The organism is Paenibacillus sp. NMA1017 (genome assembly GCF_058895805.1).
The window spans coordinates 714972-732508 of record NZ_JBZXYR010000001.1; the positions used below are offsets into that span (position 1 = coordinate 714972).

General features: G+C 44.0%; 14 protein-coding genes. 5 read left to right on the forward strand and 9 right to left on the reverse strand.

Annotated features, from left to right (window positions below; genetic code table 11):
- The first annotated feature begins 107 nt into the window (after positions 1–107).
- Positions 108–1733, forward strand: coding sequence for an S-layer homology domain-containing protein (locus AC5ELV_RS03415; RefSeq protein WP_493429125.1), 1626 nt, complete (start codon positions 108–110; stop codon positions 1731–1733).
- Between the two features lie 69 nt (positions 1734–1802).
- Here the strand turns inward: AC5ELV_RS03415 and AC5ELV_RS03420 are convergent, their stop codons facing one another.
- Both AC5ELV_RS03420 and AC5ELV_RS03425 read right to left on the reverse strand, forming a co-directional pair.
- Positions 1803–3392 (reverse strand): amidohydrolase, encoded by a 1590-nt coding sequence (locus AC5ELV_RS03420; RefSeq protein WP_493429126.1) that lies wholly within the window; start codon positions 3390–3392, stop codon positions 1803–1805.
- A 44-nt stretch (positions 3393–3436) separates the two neighbouring features.
- Positions 3437–4135 carry a 4'-phosphopantetheinyl transferase family protein gene (locus AC5ELV_RS03425; protein ID WP_493429127.1) on the reverse strand — a complete coding sequence of 233 codons (699 nt, stop codon included), beginning with the start codon at positions 4133–4135 and terminating at the stop codon, positions 3437–3439.
- Positions 4136–4362: 227 nt separating this feature from the next.
- On the opposite strand from AC5ELV_RS03425, the gene AC5ELV_RS03430 reads away from it, so the two are divergent.
- A complete protein-coding gene (locus AC5ELV_RS03430) occupies positions 4363–5829 on the forward strand; it encodes an RICIN domain-containing protein (RefSeq protein ID WP_493429128.1) in 1467 nt (488 codons plus the stop codon).
- 109 nt (positions 5830–5938) lie between these two features.
- On the opposite strand, the gene AC5ELV_RS03435 is transcribed toward AC5ELV_RS03430, so the two are convergent.
- Together AC5ELV_RS03435 and AC5ELV_RS03440 are read right to left on the reverse strand one after the other, a co-directional pair.
- Positions 5939–6454, reverse strand: coding sequence for an acyl-CoA thioesterase (locus AC5ELV_RS03435; RefSeq protein ID WP_013309488.1), 516 nt, complete (start codon positions 6452–6454; stop codon positions 5939–5941).
- A gap of 100 nt (positions 6455–6554) precedes the next feature.
- Positions 6555–7103: a helix-turn-helix domain-containing protein gene (locus AC5ELV_RS03440; protein WP_029516544.1), complete on the reverse strand. Its 549-nt coding sequence runs from the start codon at positions 7101–7103 to the stop codon at positions 6555–6557.
- Positions 7104–7438: 335 nt separating this feature from the next.
- Between AC5ELV_RS03440 and AC5ELV_RS03445 the strand changes: the two genes are divergently transcribed.
- The 3 genes from AC5ELV_RS03445 (at position 7439) to AC5ELV_RS03455 (ending at position 10146) form a co-directional block, all read left to right on the forward strand.
- The gene (locus AC5ELV_RS03445; protein ID WP_493429129.1) at positions 7439–8677 is read left to right on the forward strand and encodes an MFS transporter; all 1239 of its coding nucleotides are present in this window, start codon (positions 7439–7441) and stop codon (positions 8675–8677) included.
- 423 nt (positions 8678–9100) lie between these two features.
- Entirely contained in the window at positions 9101–9826 is a 726-nt protein-coding gene (locus AC5ELV_RS03450; protein ID WP_493429130.1) for an AzlC family ABC transporter permease, read from the forward strand.
- Positions 9823–10146 (forward strand): AzlD domain-containing protein, encoded by a 324-nt coding sequence (locus tag AC5ELV_RS03455; protein ID WP_340884868.1) that lies wholly within the window; start codon positions 9823–9825, stop codon positions 10144–10146. Before AC5ELV_RS03450 ends, AC5ELV_RS03455 begins: the two co-directional genes overlap by 4 nt.
- 44 nt (positions 10147–10190) lie before the next feature.
- Here AC5ELV_RS03455 and AC5ELV_RS03460 read toward each other — a convergent pair whose 3' ends face one another.
- From AC5ELV_RS03460 to AC5ELV_RS03480, 5 genes are all read right to left on the reverse strand, one after another.
- Positions 10191–11816: an ABC transporter ATP-binding protein gene (locus AC5ELV_RS03460; RefSeq protein ID WP_493429131.1), complete on the reverse strand. Its 1626-nt coding sequence runs from the start codon at positions 11814–11816 to the stop codon at positions 10191–10193.
- Positions 11817–12078: 262 nt separating this feature from the next.
- Complete coding sequence (locus AC5ELV_RS03465) at positions 12079–15333, reverse strand: lantibiotic dehydratase (RefSeq protein WP_493429132.1); 3255 nt, start codon at positions 15331–15333, stop codon at positions 12079–12081.
- Complete coding sequence (locus tag AC5ELV_RS03470; protein ID WP_493429133.1) at positions 15308–15985, reverse strand: winged helix-turn-helix domain-containing protein; 678 nt, start codon at positions 15983–15985, stop codon at positions 15308–15310. The genes AC5ELV_RS03465 and AC5ELV_RS03470 overlap by 26 nt, the downstream gene beginning before the upstream one ends.
- 49 nt (positions 15986–16034) lie before the next feature.
- Positions 16035–17294, reverse strand: a complete 1260-nt coding sequence (locus AC5ELV_RS03475) for a lanthionine synthetase C family protein (protein WP_493429134.1) — start codon at positions 17292–17294, stop codon at positions 16035–16037.
- A gap of 76 nt (positions 17295–17370) precedes the next feature.
- Positions 17371–17523 (reverse strand): gallidermin family lantibiotic, encoded by a 153-nt coding sequence (locus AC5ELV_RS03480; RefSeq protein WP_103048208.1) that lies wholly within the window; start codon positions 17521–17523, stop codon positions 17371–17373.
- Positions 17524–17537: the final 14 nt, after the last annotated feature.

Consider the following 17537-nt stretch of genomic DNA (forward strand, 5'->3'; position numbering starts at 1 on the left):
TTTTCCAGCAATTTAGCAATGAATAACCTTCCTCTTTTTGATAGTATTATTGGTCGAGTGACGAACTATGAATCTACAATCTATCATAAAAAAGAAGGTTATTTGGTATGAGTTCCAAACGATCACGTTGGTTAACCAGGCTCACCCTATCCGCAACTGCAGCCATCACAATATTCACAACATTCACTTCATACTTAGCTGCTCCGGCAGCAGCATCTGGGGCTGCATTCCAAGATATTGCACACAGCTATGCCTATCAGTCTATTATTTCCCTGCACGCTAAAGGAATTTTGAACGGTACACAACCTGGTTACTTCTCTCCTAAAAAGGCTGTTACCAGAGCCGAATGGGTTACCGCACTGGACCGTACACTTGGTCTGGAGCCTGTACAAGCGGCCGTTTCCTCCTACCGAGATGTTGCCAAAAAGACGTGGTACTATGGATGGATTGAAGCAGCTTCTCAACTCAATATCGTTCAGGGGGGAACGTCTGCCACATTCCAACCTAATAGTCCTATAACCCGTCAAGAAGCGGCCTTGATGATCGCACGTCTCATCCGCTCTTCGGGCGGATCAGGAGATGCTACTTCCTCCTTCACAGATACTGACGAAATTGCAGGTTGGGCTCTAGATGCGGTAACCACCGTAAATCGTTACGGCTTTATGAAAGGTGAAAGTAACAATTTTCGCCCTGCATCCTCTCTGACCCGTGAAGAAACAGCGGTCTTACTGGAGCGACTGCTAACGTATTCAACAAAGCATGCTAACCAAACTGCTTCCACCGCTTCTTCCATCCGAATAGGCTGGCAATATGATCAAACCGTTCAACAGTTTGAAAATACGGTGCTTCAATCCAACATCAACACCCTGTCACCACGTTGGTTTTTTCTGAATGAAACAGGTATTATCAGCGATTATACCAATTCATCGCTGCTTGCCTGGTCCAAACAGCATCATAAAAATATCTGGGCGATGGTAGGCAACCGTTCCAACCTGGCACTGACGCACCAAATTCTGTCCAGTGAGGTTCTACGAAATACAACCATAACTCAGCTTGCTAATGCTGTATCTGTATACGGTTTGAACGGACTTGTCATTGATTTTGAAAATGTAGATGGTCAGGATCGTGCCAATTTAACATTATTCGTCCAACAATTAAAAGCTAAGTTGAAGAGTCAGAATGCGGTACTGGCGATTTGTGTATCTCCTGATTACGGAACGGACTGGACTGCCGCCTTTGATTACAAACGCCTTGGCGCTGCGGCAGACTATCTGATTCTGATGGGATATGACGAGCATTGGGGAGGCAGCTCGATCCCCGGCTCTGTGTCCTCACTGCCATGGCTCCGTGAAAGCGTGCGGCGTTTTGTACAAACCACCTATCCGGAGAAAGCGATCTTGGCCTTGCCATTATTTACACGGAACTGGACGCTTAACGCTAGCGGACAATCAATCGCTTCCTCTGATATTTCACTAGATCAGCAAAACCAGCTAGTATCCCGTTCCGCCTCCAAACCAATCTGGAATGAGGATATTCAGCAGTATACCGTGTCTTATAAAGACACGCAGTTTCATAAGCTGTGGCTAGAGGAAGGACGATCCTTCACTCGTAAGTATCGCTTGGGGCAGGATGCTGGGTTTGCTGGCTTCGCCTATTGGTATCCAGGCGGAGCAAGTTCTGATCTGTGGTCCAGTGTAAAAAACGCAGACCGATTTATACAGCGTGGTTTGTAAAATACGAAGCCTTCAACCTCACATGAAAAGTGAAGTTGAAGGCTTTTGGCATATATACTTATCCCCAGCCTATGACCGATATGCAACTTTCCCGTTTACAACGGTCATTCGTACCTTAACATCAAGTAAAGCTTGCGGGCTTTCCGATACATCACGGTCAATGACTGTAAAGTCAGCGGCTTTCCCTTCAGCTATCGTCCCTCTTTCATCAGCCTCACCGGCTGCTACTGCGCTTCCCGTGGTAAACAAACGAATGGCTTCATGTACATCCAGCTTTTCAGCGAGAAGATAGCCCTCATGCATTTCTTCCGGCTTGGCGCGAGTCACTGCCGCATGAATACCAAGAAAAGGGTTTAACGGCTCAATCGGCGCGTCACTACCTCCAGCACATGGAATGCCTGCTTCCAGCAGCTTTTTCCAGGCATATAAATATTCAGTCCGTTCTTTCCCCACCCGATCCAGTACCCAAGGGAAGTCACTTGCGACAAAACGGGGCTGGATGTCCGCAATCAGCGGCAGCTTCGCCATTCTCTTGACCAGATCCCTCCTAAGCACTTGTCCATGGATCAGGCGATCTGGCAAACCGCTTTTCTCCGTAAGCGCATGGGCCTCCATTGCTGTCAAAATCATGTGCGCTGCCCCATCCCCTATGGCATGCACAGCCACCGGATAGCCTGCTGCTCTGACCGCAGCCACCATCTGATTCAGCTCTGGCTGCGGTTGGATCGCCATTCCACAGGTATGTGGAGCATCACTATAAGGTTCGGATAATAATGCCGTTCTTCCACCAATAGCGCCATCGGCAAACATTTTTATCGCACCGATTTTAAACCACTCATTTCCGGTACCTGCACGCAGCCCTTGCACTTTCGCTTCTTCCAAAAATGGATGATAGATGAGCTGGTGTGTGCGAAAAGGAAGACCTTCTTCCCTCAGCTCCCTGTAAATTTGATGCATCGTCTCCACGCTGCCCAAAAAACGTAAATCCTCTGTGTGCGCAGCAGTCAAACCAAGCCTTAGCGCATCCAGGCAAGCCCGCCGAATCGTATCCTTCTTAACTGAATAATCCGGCTCTGGCTGCACGCTAGTAAAGGCAAAGGATGCTTCCTCATAAATCAATCCGTTCAACCGTCCATCTGCATCTCGCCCATAGGCTCCCGAAGCCGGGTCAGGGGTGTCCTCGTTAATACCCGCACGTCGAAATGCCTCTGAATTGGCCAAGAACGTATGAAAGCACGTACGAGTGAGATATACCGGATGCTGATCTGTAATGGCATCCAGCTCGGCTATATCCGGTATTTCAACAGGAATAAACGCATTTTCATTCCAGTTGAGTCCTAAAATCCACTCTCCCGGCGGTGTTACAGCGACCCGTTTGCGTAGCATAGCCAGCATCTCGTCCTTGGAGGTAGCTGATGTTAAATCGAGCATAGATAACTTCATACCATGCATAGACAAATGCATATGTGAATCGGTTAAGCCTGGCAGTACATAGGCGTCTTCCCAATCCACGGTTTCATATTCCTTACCGGACAACTGCAATTCAAGCTCCCGAGCATATCCGACGGCCTGTATCCGACCCTGCTGTACAACGATGGAGTCTCCTTTGGAAGCCCACTTCCCATACAACCGGCCGTGCTTGAACAAAACGAATGTCAACGCCACTCATCTCCTTTTTCAACTATACGCATATCCACTACATATTAAGCCTGTGTTGCCACTTCCAAGCTTAGTGTATTTATATCTATCTGCTGTACCTGCTGGGCAAATTGATCATGAGCTGCACAGACAGCCATTTTATAATCCTGATCCAGCTCATACTGTTTAAAATGACAATACTCGGTGGTAAAGCCCTCTGTCGTGAAGCCTATGAACGGCTGTTCCTTCAACTCGAATGAAAAAGACTTTAACGGCAGGGTTAGTCCCTGCCCTTCGGCCTTCACAAAGCTTTCCTTAAGCGTCCATAGATCGTAAAAATAAGATAATCGGCTGTCTGCATCCTGACGCATTAACGCATCATATTCTGTGTCCGAAAAGCACACTCTACCTACCTCAAAATCAATAGGACGAAGCTGCTCAATGTCGATTCCAAGCGGATGATCATCAATAGCGCATACCACCCATTTTCCCGAGTGAGAAACATTAAAATGGAATGCGGGTGCATTTATCAAGGAAGGCTTACCAAAAGCATTGTATGTAAATTGAAGACTGGCATTAGGTACCTTCAATTGCTGGCAGGCCAACCATCTTAGCAGCACATCGGCATATAAGCCCCTCAAAGCATCTTCCCGATGTAAAAAACGATCTAACTTGTGCTGCTTTTCTAGTGAAACCCGATGTACCAGTAATTCGTAATGCTCCTCAGCTTCCGGCTTGCTCGTATCAATCGCGTATATTTTCATGGTCGCCTCCTGTATACCTAATGAATATCAGCCAGTTTGTAACACTCACCGTTCGATTGAAGTCTGTTAGATATCGATGGCGTGTGCCGTGTACATGGTCAATATACTACTCTAGCACTTTCAATTCAATATGGATACAATTGGGATAAGCAGCTCTATTAAAACTGCTTTATAGAGTCCATAAATGAAAGCGCTTTAAAATAAAGCATACAGAGGAGGACGAAACAATGAAATATGATTTTGCCCGCTTGCTGTGTATTATGCTCTCTATTTTGCTGACGTTGAGCATTTTTCAGATGTTTTCACCTAAGGTCGCTTCAGCCGCTTCAGAGAATGTCGTGAATGGCATTCAGTTTAAAGATACAAATGGAAACGTGGTCCATGCCCATGGGGGTGGTATGATTAAAGTAGACGATTACTATTATTGGTTTGGTGAAAATCGTAATCCCAACGGCACATTCAAGGCGGTATCCGCCTACCGTTCCTCTGATTTAAAAAACTGGGAGTTTCGTAAAAACGTACTGACCAGCAGCTCGGCCGTAGAACTGAATGTTTCGAATATTGAACGTCCGAAAGTGATTTACAATGAAAAAACACGTAAATACGTATTATGGATGCATAAGGAGAATGGGGTTAATTACAACGAGGCCCGAGTGGCTGTCGCCTCTTCCGATACCGTGGACGGCGATTACACGTATCAGGGCAGCTTCCGTCCTCTGGATTACGATTCGCGCGATATGACCGTATACAATGATAACGGTACAGCTTACCTGATTTCAGCTACCCGGGTAAACGCGGATCTGAACATTTATCGTCTGACACCGGATTTTCTGCAAGTTGAATCGCTAGTGACTACACTTTGGCCAGGACAATATCGTGAAGCTCCGGCGATGTTCAAAAAAGGAGACGTCTACTTCCTGATTACATCCGGGGCAACCGGCTGGAATCCCAATCAGGCCAAGTATGCTACTGCATCCAGCATTGAAGGAACCTGGAGTAATACGATAAACTTCGGGGATGGTACGACTTATGGTTCACAGTCGGCTTACGTGATTCCTGTTGAAGGTGCCCAGACGACTTCATACCTGTATTTGGGCGACCGTTGGGCAGGTGCGTGGAGCGGTCCTGTGCAGGATTCTCAATATGTATGGTTGCCACTGCGTTTTCCAACAGCGACTTCATTAGCCATGGATTGGTTCGACAGCATTAATATTGACACCGCCAGTGGTGTGGTCGAGGGGATAACAACGCCAATTGCCATTGATCCGGATGCCTATTATCAGCTAGTGAACCGCAAGAGTAATAAGCCACTAAGCATTATTGGCAATGCAACGACGGACGGCGCAGATCTGGAGCAGCGTGCAGATTCCGGAACAGCAAGCCAGCAATGGCAGCTCAAGGATGTAGGCAGCGGATATTATAAAATTGTGAATCGCAACAGCGGAAAGCTAATTGGTGTTGAAAGCGGTACTACAACAGACGGTACAGTTATTGAGCAGTGGAGTGATGGAGGCTGGTCCAGTCAGCATTGGCAATTAGTATCCGTAACCGGTGGTTATTACAAGCTGAAAAATCGGGCAACCGGTAAGCTGATCGATATTTCTGAAGGCGCCACCGCCGATGGAGCCAAAGCCATTCAATGGGGCGATAATGGTGGGACGAATCAGCATTTCCGTGTAGTTAAAGTAGAATAGCTTAAGTTATTTTCAAAAGGAGCCGTATTCCGAGCAGATCATGGTGACTGCTAACGGAAAAAACGGCTCCTTTTTACGTAAAACGATGAAATTGATGATCTCTAGTACGTTACAGTTCCCACGGATAATCTGTTGTCAGAAAACTAGCCAGCTGCTTGCTTTCTTCCCTCCGCTGACGCCGTATGGCTGCGCGTGATGGAGCCGTCTGGTGCAATTGTAACTGCTCTTCTGTTTCTGGAATCACCTGCGGGACAGTCACTTTACGGTTGTTCTCGTCCAATGCCACAAAGGTCAGGAAGGCGGTGGCTGCGATTTTTCGGTCGCCAGTCATCAGTCCTTCACGAATCACCTTTACGAACACCTCCATCGAGCTGCGGCCTGTCCAGGTTACGAACGCTTCCAGCGTGACAGAATCACTCGGATGGATAGGTAGCAAAAAATCCACCGAATCCGTAGAGGCTGTAACTGTGTTCGTTCGACACAGCTTAGCAGCTGCAATAGATGCGATATCGTCGATATACGACATCAATCGGCCGCCGAAGAGCGTGTTATGATTGTTGATATCGTTGGGAAATACTCGGGACGTCTTGAAGCAGTAGGTTTCTCGGATGTACTTGCTTTCCATGGGTTCTTTCCTCTCTTTTCCTCGTTGCTCTCTTTTTATATCTCAGGATTTTGCAAAATCCTGAGGTGGAAGCCTGTTTTAGACTATGCTAATCATCCCACTAATCCGCATAATAAATCAATACATAAAAATCGGCATCCTCATCCGAATCATTGCGGTAGGTATGTATGTCAGATACTTGAAATTGTACAGCATCCCCTGCACTCAGCTTGAGCTGTTGCCCCTGCATTTCAAAGTACATTTCCCCACGGATCATGAGAATCGTTTCCTCTCCCAGATGCTTCTCTGCCTGATGTGTAAAGCCTGGCTTCAGACTTACCGTGAACACCTCAAACTTCTTTTCAGCGTGATACGGGAATACAGGGTAAACAAAATAATTACCGTCCTCATCAATAACCGGATGCAGGTCTTCCCTCCGAATCTTCGTGATTTGCGGCGGGTCTTCTTTAAGAAAGGTAGAGAAGGATACGTGCAGACCGTTCGCAATTTTCCAAAGGGTTGTTACCGTAGGATTGGATTTCCCCTTCTCAATCTGAGCCAGCATCCCTTTGCTGACCCCTGTCAGTTCAGCCACCTTATCCAAACTTAATCCTCTAGTCTTCCTGATTTGAGCCAAATTAGAGCCAATAATATACTGCATTGAATCCACGGACGATGCCTCCTTGTATCCAAAAGTCTATATAAGAAGAATACACAAAAGACTGTGTGTTCGCTATATATAGAAGCCGATCAAGGTATATACAAAGCTTAAACGGGAAGTAGGCATGCTACAATTTACTGTAATATGGTCAGGTTCCTCGTTAACTTCAACATGCGAATAAAAACATTTGACATTGAATATAAATGTCCTTAAACTTCACTTATTAAAACGTTTTTTAAAACTATTGTAATATCCTGAAGGAGGGCTGCTATCCTATGACTTTTCCGTCCCTGAACACCCAACAGGTGAGAAAACCAACGTTGACTATCTAGGAGGGACTACATTTGAATCCGCAAACCCGCAAGTCCCGTTACATGTATACGATGCAACTGGCGACAATTTTTATTGGCTTTATTGTATTTGGCATCTCGGAAAATATTAAAGGCCCTGCCATTCCACGCATTCAATTCAACTTCAATCTGGATGAACAGCAGCTCGGAACATTGTTGTCTCTAAACGCACTTGGTTATTTGATTGCCTGCTCGTTCACCGCCGTTCTTGTCCGTAAGTGGGGAATCAAAGCGGTCAGCATCATTTCCTTTGCTTCCATGATCATCTCGGGAGTGTTCATCTATCTGTCGCACACGTATCCTTTCTTCGCTTCGTCCTACTTCTTGATGTATATCGGGAACGGCATGCTGGAGATTGCGCTCGCCATTTTGGGGGCGAGGATTTTTGTGAAAAATACCGGCACGATGATGAATTTGTCCCACTTTTTCTATGGGCTCAGCTCAACAGTCGCCCCTTTGCTGGCGACGGGAGTCATGTCACTGACGGTATTTGGACATACGCTGGACTGGCGGGGGATGTATCTGGCTATGTTGTCGCTCTGTCTGCTGCCGATTGTGGCCGCGCTGCTCAGCACCTTCCCGGGAGACGATCTACAGCATGAGGAACGGACCTCACTCAAGACCCTAACCCGCGATCCGGCACTCTGGATGATGGTAATGATTCTGTCGTTTGGAGTAGTCTCTGAGCTTGCAGTTGGAGGCTGGCTGGTCAACTTCTTAGAGAAAGCGTATTCATGGAGCACGGTGAAGGCGTCCAGCATGCTCTCAGCGTTCTTTCTTACCTTCTCGTTGGGGCGCCTGTTACTTGGTCCGCTCACTGACCGGATGGGGTTTGTGCTATCGACAATTCTATTCTCTGCCTTCTCAGCGATATGTACGTTCGCAGCAATCGTGGGTGGGGAGAGACTGGCGTTTCTCTTTGCCGTATCGGGTGCAGGCATTGCAATGATCTATCCGACCGGGATGGCGTTCATAGCACGGAGATATCCGAAGGACAGTGATACAGCTATTACGTTCGTCGTCACGTTGATGGGTATAGGTAGTGTCATTGGCAACTATGTGATCGGCTGGGTAATCGAAGGGGTCAAGATAGTCTACGGCGCAACTACTGAGCTTGGTATACTGCGCGGGCTTCAGGCGGGATATGGAGTTATCGGTCTATGCGCAGCCATCTGCGCGGTCTCGGGAATTATTCTCTACAGATATCTGAAAAAACGGCAGGAGCTTATATAAGTCACCATCTTAGGGTTGTCCCATAAGTCATGAACTGACTGGGACGCCCTTTTTTATTACGAACTCCCCATTCAGTCAAAACAGTCCTTGTATGAACACATCCGATTTGAACACCGCTTTTGGATGACTGGCTGCTGCCAAATCATCTGGAGCCGGAACACGAGCGAAGCTTTTTGGTAAATACATAGCCTTCCTTGGGTTATCATAGTAAATCAAACAGCTTTTTAAGGGCAATTCTCCTGTATTCTACTCTATTAGGCTGTAATTTTTCTGAATAGAAGAGTGTAGCCGAGAGCGGACAATAAGACTGTGTGTTCGCTATAGGTGATATTCAATATAACATACAAACGTATAATATATTGATACTTTACAACTTCCGTTATATACTATTATAAAAATTTATATATTGGAGGTAAGGTTAAAATGTCCATAGCTTCGGAGTTGAGCGGAACGAAGCCCGATTCACTCAGCTTTTTACAAGGGGTTAAAGATTGCATTCCTACATTGCTTGGTTATGTATGCATTGGGTTCGCGGCAGGGATTGTGGGCGCTTCGTCAGGGGTTAGCACCATGGAAATTGCCCTGATGTCGGCGCTTGTATACGCAGGAGCCTCACAGTTTATTATGTGCTCCATGCTGGCTGTAGCCAGTCCTCCATCCGTCATTATTTTAACGACATTCATTGTGAATGCCCGCCATCTGTTGCTAAGTGCGTCGCTAGCTCCTTACTTTTCTAAATATTCATTGTGGAAAAACATAGGCATTGGCGTTCTTTTGACGGACGAATCCTTTGGGGTAGCGTCGGATAAATTGGCTAAAGGCGGGCAGGTCAGTGACCGCTGGATGAACGGGCTTAATATTACAGCTTATCTCGCTTGGATTGCATCCTGTGTGGCGGGAGGGGTTCTCGGGAACTGGATTTCCCGGCCGGAGGCTTTTGGTCTGGACTTTGCCTTGCCAGCGATGTTTCTTGCCCTGCTCATTTCCCAGCTCCAAAGTGTCCAGACCTCCAAACTCAAGCATCGTCTAATGCTTGTGCTGTGTATGGCTGTGCTGATGTACCTATTGTCCTGGTGGGTACCATCACATATCGCCGTCATTGTAGCGACCATGATCACCGCAACGATTGGAGTGTTAACCGACAAATGAACATTAATCCCCATGTCCTGTATATCATAATCGGTGCCATGATTGTCACGGCGATCCCAAGGATCATTCCCTTTGTCGTGCTGCAAAGGCTGGCGCTACCCAAGCCAGTGCTACAATGGCTTTCCTATATTCCCATCTGCATATTCACGGCCCTCGTGATGGAAAATCTGCTCGTCCGAACCGAGACCTCCGTCACTTTTAATGGGCAAGTGCTTATGGCTGTCTTTCCTACGCTAGTGACCGCCTTGTGGAGCAAAAACCTGCTGGCTACCGTCGTTGTCGGTATTGTGAGTATGGCTGTAATTCGACTTTTGTGGTGAAGAAAAAAATTACCCTCCTACAATAGGAGGGCATCTGTCCTTTCTTAGGCTCCACCTGTCGTCCTTACTAACGAGGGCGACAGATTTTCTTCCTCAAAACCACGTTCTCGTTGTGAAAGATACGAGGAGGCTTGCAGCCTAAACATTTCTGCATACACTCCGTCTATATCCATTAAGTGTTCATGGCTACCTGCTTCCACAATTTTTCCCTCCTCCATTAAAATAATGGTATCCGCCATACGTGCGGAGGACAGTCTGTGTGAAATAAACACTCCAATTTTCTCATGAATAAGCTGATCAAACTTTTGAAAAACCTCTTTCTCCGCATGTGGATCCAAAAAAGAGCTTGGTTCATCTAAGACATAGATATCGGCATTCCTCATAAAGGCCCTGGCTATTGCAATACGCTGCCACTGTCCTCCAGATAGCTGCTGTCCATCTTCAAACCATTTTCCAAGCAAGGTATTCATTTTATCAGGCAGGCCGACTATCAAATCTGTAATCCCCGCCTTATCTATAGCTGTCCAAATGGCCTCATCATTTTCTCTGGAAGCCACATGACCAAAGCCTATATTATCTCTAACAGCCATCTCATAATGTACAAAATCCTGAAAAACAACACCTATCTTTTCTCTAAAACTGTCTTTATCCAACTCATGAATAGAGTGTCCATTAATTAAGATTTCTCCTTCAAAATTGGAATACAAATGAGTCATTAACTTCACGATCGTTGATTTACCCGATCCATTTCTCCCTACAATGGCCAGCTTCTCTCCTTGATGGAGCTTGAAGCTAACATTAGAAATGGCATTCTCTTCCGTGTTCGGGTATCTAAACGATACATTCCGAAATTCAATACTGTGAATAGCGAACAAAGGCAATTGCTGAACCGATTTTTGTACTTTTGCCTCTTCCGGCATATCCAAAAAGTCAAATAGTTGCTTGATATACAAATTATTTTGACACAAGCTTAAAATTCCTTGCACAATGCTCTGCGATGTTGACTGGGTTAACGTGATACCCTGAATTAAGCTCACCAAGTTCCCCACTAAAATTTGACCAACATAAGTGGCTTGTATGGCCATGAAAATAATAAATGCACACGCCCCCTGATTTACAATCTGAAATACAAGAGAAGTATAGGATCTACGAACCGCTAGCACTTTATCCTCGCGATAAAACCCTTCGAGTATCGTTTTGTATCTTTTTCGCAGATAGTCTCCCAGCTGAAATATTTTCACTTCTTTAAAACTATTATCCCTTGTCACTAAAAACGACAAATACCAGGATTCACGTTGTCTTCCTGCTCTTTGAAAGTGAACATTAAATTCTCTTTGCCCAATACGTAAAAAAGAATAAAAGGACAAGCATGGAATGAGAAAAATGAATAAGAATGCCCACCATCTCCATGCGATGAGAATTGCACCCGTCGAAAATAAAGTTACAACACTGCTAATAATGGCAAGGATTTGCGTAAATATTTCAAAAGGTCTGTAATCTGCCTCTCCCTGAGCACGTTGAAGCATATTTTGCACATCTGCATCCTCAAACGACTGCAAAGACATCTTTTGTGCTTTTTCAATAATTGTGATATTTACCTGGTTCGATAGCCGGCTTTGAAACATTTTACGAAAAAAGCTTTCGCCAATGTTAATCAGATCATACAGCAAATTGACACCGATCAAGACGCCAAAAGCTATAAAGACAGGTTGAAAGCTCCCCCCTGACGCTCCGGCCACGACACTGTTGATTAATTCTCTCGTAGTTAAAAGGATAATAGCAGGAATTGCACCCTTCAACAAATTCGTAATGAGTATAGCAATCAAAAAGGAAGGATGTGTGTCCCAAAGCAGCCTGAATATACGAGGCCAAAATAAAAAGGTACGAAATATATTTTTATAGGACAAAGAGATCAGGTCATTGGTTTGTCCATTAGACTGTGACATAGCTTACCCCTTTCCGATGCAACAGGTTAGCTACTGTGTGCTTAGCTAAAGCCATACATTTTATTTCTCGCTCCCTATTTACACCCAGCAGACGATTCAAATGCATATGAATGATGCTGCCTAAAATATCATCAGGATGATTGGTAAGCTCGTGATTATTTTTAGCTAGAATTATCGCTTGAGCATACTGCTGAATCATAGTCTGTCTTTTTTCTACAAGTGCTAAGAATGCGACCTGTGTGACCGTATCTGCTTGTCCAAGCCATTCATAATTCGCTTCTACAGCGGTAATCAATGTTTTTTTGACATCCCTAAACGCCTTCATATGAGGCTTGCAATCAATTCTCTCTTCTAGCCAGTTCACTTGCTCCTGAATTGTTAAGCCAAAACCACTCAGATAATGAATAATGTTAATCACAGCCACTATCTCTATGTCCAGATCAAAAGCTTTAGAACGAATCCCCCTCATATAGGCGACAACCCATTGACTATCCACGTCAAAAATCTGTTCCGCCAGCTCCATAAGTGTCCGTCCCCCATACCTCTCATACTCAGGAAAGTACGTATCAAGGACCATATTTGTTATTAGCCCCTCTTCACGCAACTCGGCTGCCCACTGATTTAATTGCGCCAAACCTGCTGTCCAAAGCTTATCGGGCTCTCCCTGAAAACGTAAACGGATATGATGTTCAGGATCAACGTATCGCAAAAAGTAAAATTTTTGACTCCAATCCTTAAAACCCGGCTGTTTTAAGAGATGCCCTAGGCTTAAGCCTACCAGATCAGTCTCTCTTTCCTTGACTCCGTACAATTTAAGGTATAGCCACTCCCCTCCTGGAAATATGCCTCTATGAATGCTGGAAGGAGTATGAGCAATGAAATTTTGAGAATCCATATGGTTTTGTGAACTAGGAATACTCGGTTTCACCTTTATTTTTTTCTTCTTTAGCGGAAATACAAATTCCCCCATATATCTTTCTGCCGCCCCCTGCAATGGGGTATGGAAGGGATTACCCAAACACTCAGTAAGGAGAAGTTCCTGTCCTTCGCGTATCTTGCTCACCTCACGTAGCAATTCTTTGATATGGAAGAGGTTGCATAGGTCTAATAAAAGTCGATTATCCCCCATCGTTAGGTAAACATAGCGCGGTACATTCCATTGTTGTCTCCACACATGGAAAAGTTTTTCTCCTTCTTTGGACTCGCATGATTCTGAAATATTCAATGAAGCTTTGCTCAGTTTCCACTGCGCAGCACTAATAATGATCTTTTTATATACTAGTCTTGGCAAAAAAGGGGACTGCTCTAATGGCCCCCAGTCAAAATAAGACCACGTACCAATCTCTTTATTAGTAATATCCGTTAGAAATCTGAATATATGTGGTGAAAGCTTGTAATTCAGCATGTGTGTTTGCAAGGGGATTATTTCCTTACCCAAACGTCTGGACTTGACATAAAAACGATCATGAGTAGCACCCACGACTAAATCATCAATACAAAGCGTATGGTCCTCATCTTTAGAAGACGTGGTTCCCGATACAATCTCATATTCCATTAAATTTTTGCTTAATGAGATGTTGGATATTTTCCCTTGTTCCGGCATAAAAACCATCTCTGACAATAACGCATCGGGATGGAAGCATCGGTGATGTTCATATATTTCAGAGAATTTTTGTACAAACTCCTCACTAAACATATCCAGAAAACGTCCAAAGGTTTTACCCGCTCTATTCGAGCCAGCACTGGCTCCAAGTAACAGCGAATAGTCTCCAGAATCAACTTTTTCAGGAGAATCAGCAAATATACTATAATAGATCTCCATTGATTCTGGGGAAGTGTCGTAGTTATCAGAAATCATCAGTTGCTCTAACTGTTCATCTGTAAGGGCGAGTTCAATTTCATGATTAGAGATGGCATTCGAAACCCATTGAAAGAGAACAGCGTTGCGTTTAAATGCCTCCATGCCCATTGATTTTTTTTCATTTGAACGATACATTTCCGGTATACCCAGACCCCAATCCTCATCAAATAGTTCATGAATAGGAATCTCCTGATACACACCGTACTTTTCCAAGAAACGATTCAAATATTCAGCCAATTCATCCGTTTTGGGGGATGCATACAATTTGCACATGACTTCAGCCCCTAATGAAACCTCATCAAGCACATGTTTCGGCAGCGTTACTTCTTTATCCAATTTAACATCAACTTGTACAGGTGTTTTTACAGAAATGATTTCCAGCATTTTGTCGCATAATTTCCGATAGACCTTCTCTCCTTCTCCAATCGTGCATTGATTATATTGAAGTAATAAAGCATTAATTTCGTGTAAAATGTGAATCCAATGATCGGAGTTATCCAACGTATTAATTTTTTCGAATATGTAATGAAAGGGTGAGTGATCCATTAACGGAGGTCTAAGCTCGCTTAAAATAAACTCTTGCTCTACTAGTTGCTGCAAGTAACTAGCTATGATTTCCAAAGTAGCGTCAGGGAATGCCTTTAATAGTATTTCTTTGAGTTCCATCACTCGAATGGGATGTTCAGCAGCTTCAAACGTCATTCGAACAACGTCAGTAAGCCAAATGGAATTAAAAATTTCTGCCGAGTCATCAGCTTCTGCTGCTCCATGCTTAGGTCGGAATGGTAATTTGGCTCGATTTCCTTTGATCATAACCGTTTTGTTTAGGAAGACCTTTAGTTGATTAAATACGGCCGGATCAGCTTCTACTTTTTGAATCAGTTTATATATCCATTCCATGTCGGGTCTGGCTCTCTTCAGATGCTTAGGATAGTTACCAATATCCAGATTGGTAGTCTTCCCGCAAATCCCCTGACCCACTCCTGAAAACAACCCAAATGGAGTCGTTCGGGTAGTCATCCGAATAAAATAACGATAAAAGCTGTTCAGCGTCTTCTCATACTTTTGTAGCTCTCCTTTATCATCCAAAGCATGGCCATCATTTAAATAATGTAGAAACTGCATTAGGGACGGAGAGGCTAATGATATGGCTTCTTGAACAACAGCTTCTTGGGATGCCAACTTTAATCGACGAGTTATTTCCTCCAATGCAAGCTGGCTGTCTACATCTTGATCCGAAAACACCTGCAAATATTGGTCTAGCGGAAGTAATGGAGCTCTGATTAGAAAAAAATCACATGCACTGAACCATCTTTCATCCTGATCTCTCACTTCATTATGTAGTTTATGCGCATCAGTGTAATGCAGTTGTCTCTTCACAACTGACCACCTCCAAGTTTTTAGGGAATATATTCAACTTGTAACCGATTCCATGACATGTTACCAGAATTTTCGGATGACTCGGATCATCTTCTATTTTTTCTCTCAATTTTCGGATGTGCACATACACCGTATTAGACGTAGTAAAAGCATCCACTCCCCAGACTCTGTCTATAATGTGATCAATCGTAGAAGCACACTCTTTTGTAGTAAGAAGGTACATTAATAATCGAAATTCCATCATAGTCAGCATGTGCTCATGCCCTTGCTTCCAAATAACCTTTCCAGCAGGATCAAAAATGACATTGGGTGATAAACTAATAGCCTGCTGTTCTCTTTCCATTCCATTTTCAGATGAAGCCATTGAAAACAATTGTTTGAGGAGATCCAATTGCCGTTGATCATCACTATGATAGGAAAGAAAGATAAATGGAACCGTAAATTTTTCTTTAACGGTGTGCCAGTAAGACAAGTCCTCTAGCGTTATACGATCCTGATTCAAAGCTACACCGATACACTTCTCATCAATCTCCGGTAGAGCCTGGTAAAGCGAATCATAAAACATGATTCGAATGTTTTCTGGAGTGCTTAAAGTCTCAAAAAAATGCTTAATCTTTCTAAAAGATGATATAACCATAAATTTTTGTTTCATCTAATCCCCCCAAAACCAATGCTTCAGATAAAGCAATAAGGCAGTGCCCTCAAGAAATTAGAAACAATTCACTCCATCTCCCTGAATATTCAGGATGTTCTTTCCCAATTCCATAGTCCAGCAAGCTTAACCCAATCCCTGCTGCTCCTTGCAATATTCCTACATTATGAACATGAGTTGTCCCCTCCAAGTCCCGGTATCCAAATGGGAGCTCTTCATCGTATAAATTTACTAACTTTAAAGCTATCTGATCGGCAAAGCGTAACGCTGCTATATTACCGGTTAAGCTATAGAATCTATGAGCCATATGAAGCAAACCGGCCAACCCGTGACAGAAAGTAGGGGATAGCGCATTTAATAGCTCATCATCTAAGCAAAATATGGATTTCACAGCTTGTTCCGCTATCTTTTTCCATTCTTCATTACTGCACTCGATTCCTGCTCTGAATAATGTCCAAGCTATTCCAAAGGTTCCGTGACACCAGCCTTCAATTTCTCTCATCCCTACTTTGTCACTCTTGTTCATCGAAAGCACTTGAGAGTTTACAGGCCAATACAAACCATATTGATCCTCCTGAATTTGAATAAGCAAAAAATCGGCTATATATTTTATAGCCTCCTGTAATCCTTTAACTTCGATCTTTTTTTGTAGGGCAGTGACTAGCAGTGCAAGTATTCCGGTGATACCATGCGCCAAACCTAAATGGATCGAAGCCGAACCTTCCCTTGACGACAAATGTATATATTCAGGTATGAAGCGCGTAATGGTATCTAATAATTGACGCGACAGATCACACATTGTCTTGTCTTCAGCAACCTCCAGTGTGTATCTGCCCACTCCAAGCAGTCCATTGATGATATCCATTTGCCTACTAAACTCTCTATTTGTGCCAACTGCAGGTAAATCCCCCCACTTTAATTCAATATACTTATTAAGCTGAGAGATTAGTTTGTTATAATTTGCTCTGTTATTGGAAGCTAGCAATATGCCATAAGCCACTCCTGTTGTTCCGTAATAAAGAGAAATACGAGGCAGCAATAATAGAGAGTTAGCATGTAAGTACCGTAACTGACTATGCACATGCTCTGCCCAATTTTGATCAGGTTCCAGGTAACCCCATTCAGACAACAGCACTAACATACCCGGAACTCCATCGGCAAGCGAGTCAGGATTCCAAGGGGACTTTCCACGTGAAGGCGAAAGGTTGTTTGTATCATTAACTATCTTTTCTGTATATGATAGGTCTATTAGCTTTTGTGCTATATGCTTACTGATTTCAATTGATCTCCCCTGCAAATCTTCAACCATAAATCCTTCCCTCATTTTCATAACTGGAAAAGACACGGTTATAGAAACCGTGCCTTTTTTCCATGTATTTTCGTTATTAACACGTTTTGCAGAAGGTAAGACTAACTTGACAATTCAAAGTACCTGTTGCACATGAAGGAGTACAGATAAGACCACTGGCTGGTTGAACCCCTTTTGGAGCAACCTCATTTTTGGCTACTTGCAAATCCAGATCAAATTGATTTTTCATCTTGTTACCTCCTT

Bases quoted from the DNA above. Each gene is read 5' to 3' on its own strand.
- AC5ELV_RS03450 (WP_493429130.1), top strand. From the start codon at position 9,101: ATGTCCATAGCTTCGGAGTTGAGCGGAACGAAGCCCGATTCACTCAGC.
- AC5ELV_RS03470 (WP_493429133.1), bottom strand. From the start codon at position 15,985: ATGAAACAAAAATTTATGGTTATATCATCTTTTAGAAAGATTAAGCAT.
- AC5ELV_RS03430 (WP_493429128.1), top strand. From the start codon at position 4,363: ATGAAATATGATTTTGCCCGCTTGCTGTGTATTATGCTCTCTATTTTG.
- AC5ELV_RS03480 (WP_103048208.1), bottom strand. From the start codon at position 17,523: ATGAAAAATCAATTTGATCTGGATTTGCAAGTAGCCAAAAATGAGGTT.
- AC5ELV_RS03415 (WP_493429125.1), top strand. From the start codon at position 108: ATGAGTTCCAAACGATCACGTTGGTTAACCAGGCTCACCCTATCCGCA.
- AC5ELV_RS03475 (WP_493429134.1), bottom strand. From the start codon at position 17,294: ATGGTTGAAGATTTGCAGGGGAGATCAATTGAAATCAGTAAGCATATA.
- AC5ELV_RS03435 (WP_013309488.1), bottom strand. From the start codon at position 6,454: ATGGAAAGCAAGTACATCCGAGAAACCTACTGCTTCAAGACGTCCCGA.
- AC5ELV_RS03425 (WP_493429127.1), bottom strand. From the start codon at position 4,135: ATGAAAATATACGCGATTGATACGAGCAAGCCGGAAGCTGAGGAGCAT.
- AC5ELV_RS03455 (WP_340884868.1), top strand. From the start codon at position 9,823: ATGAACATTAATCCCCATGTCCTGTATATCATAATCGGTGCCATGATT.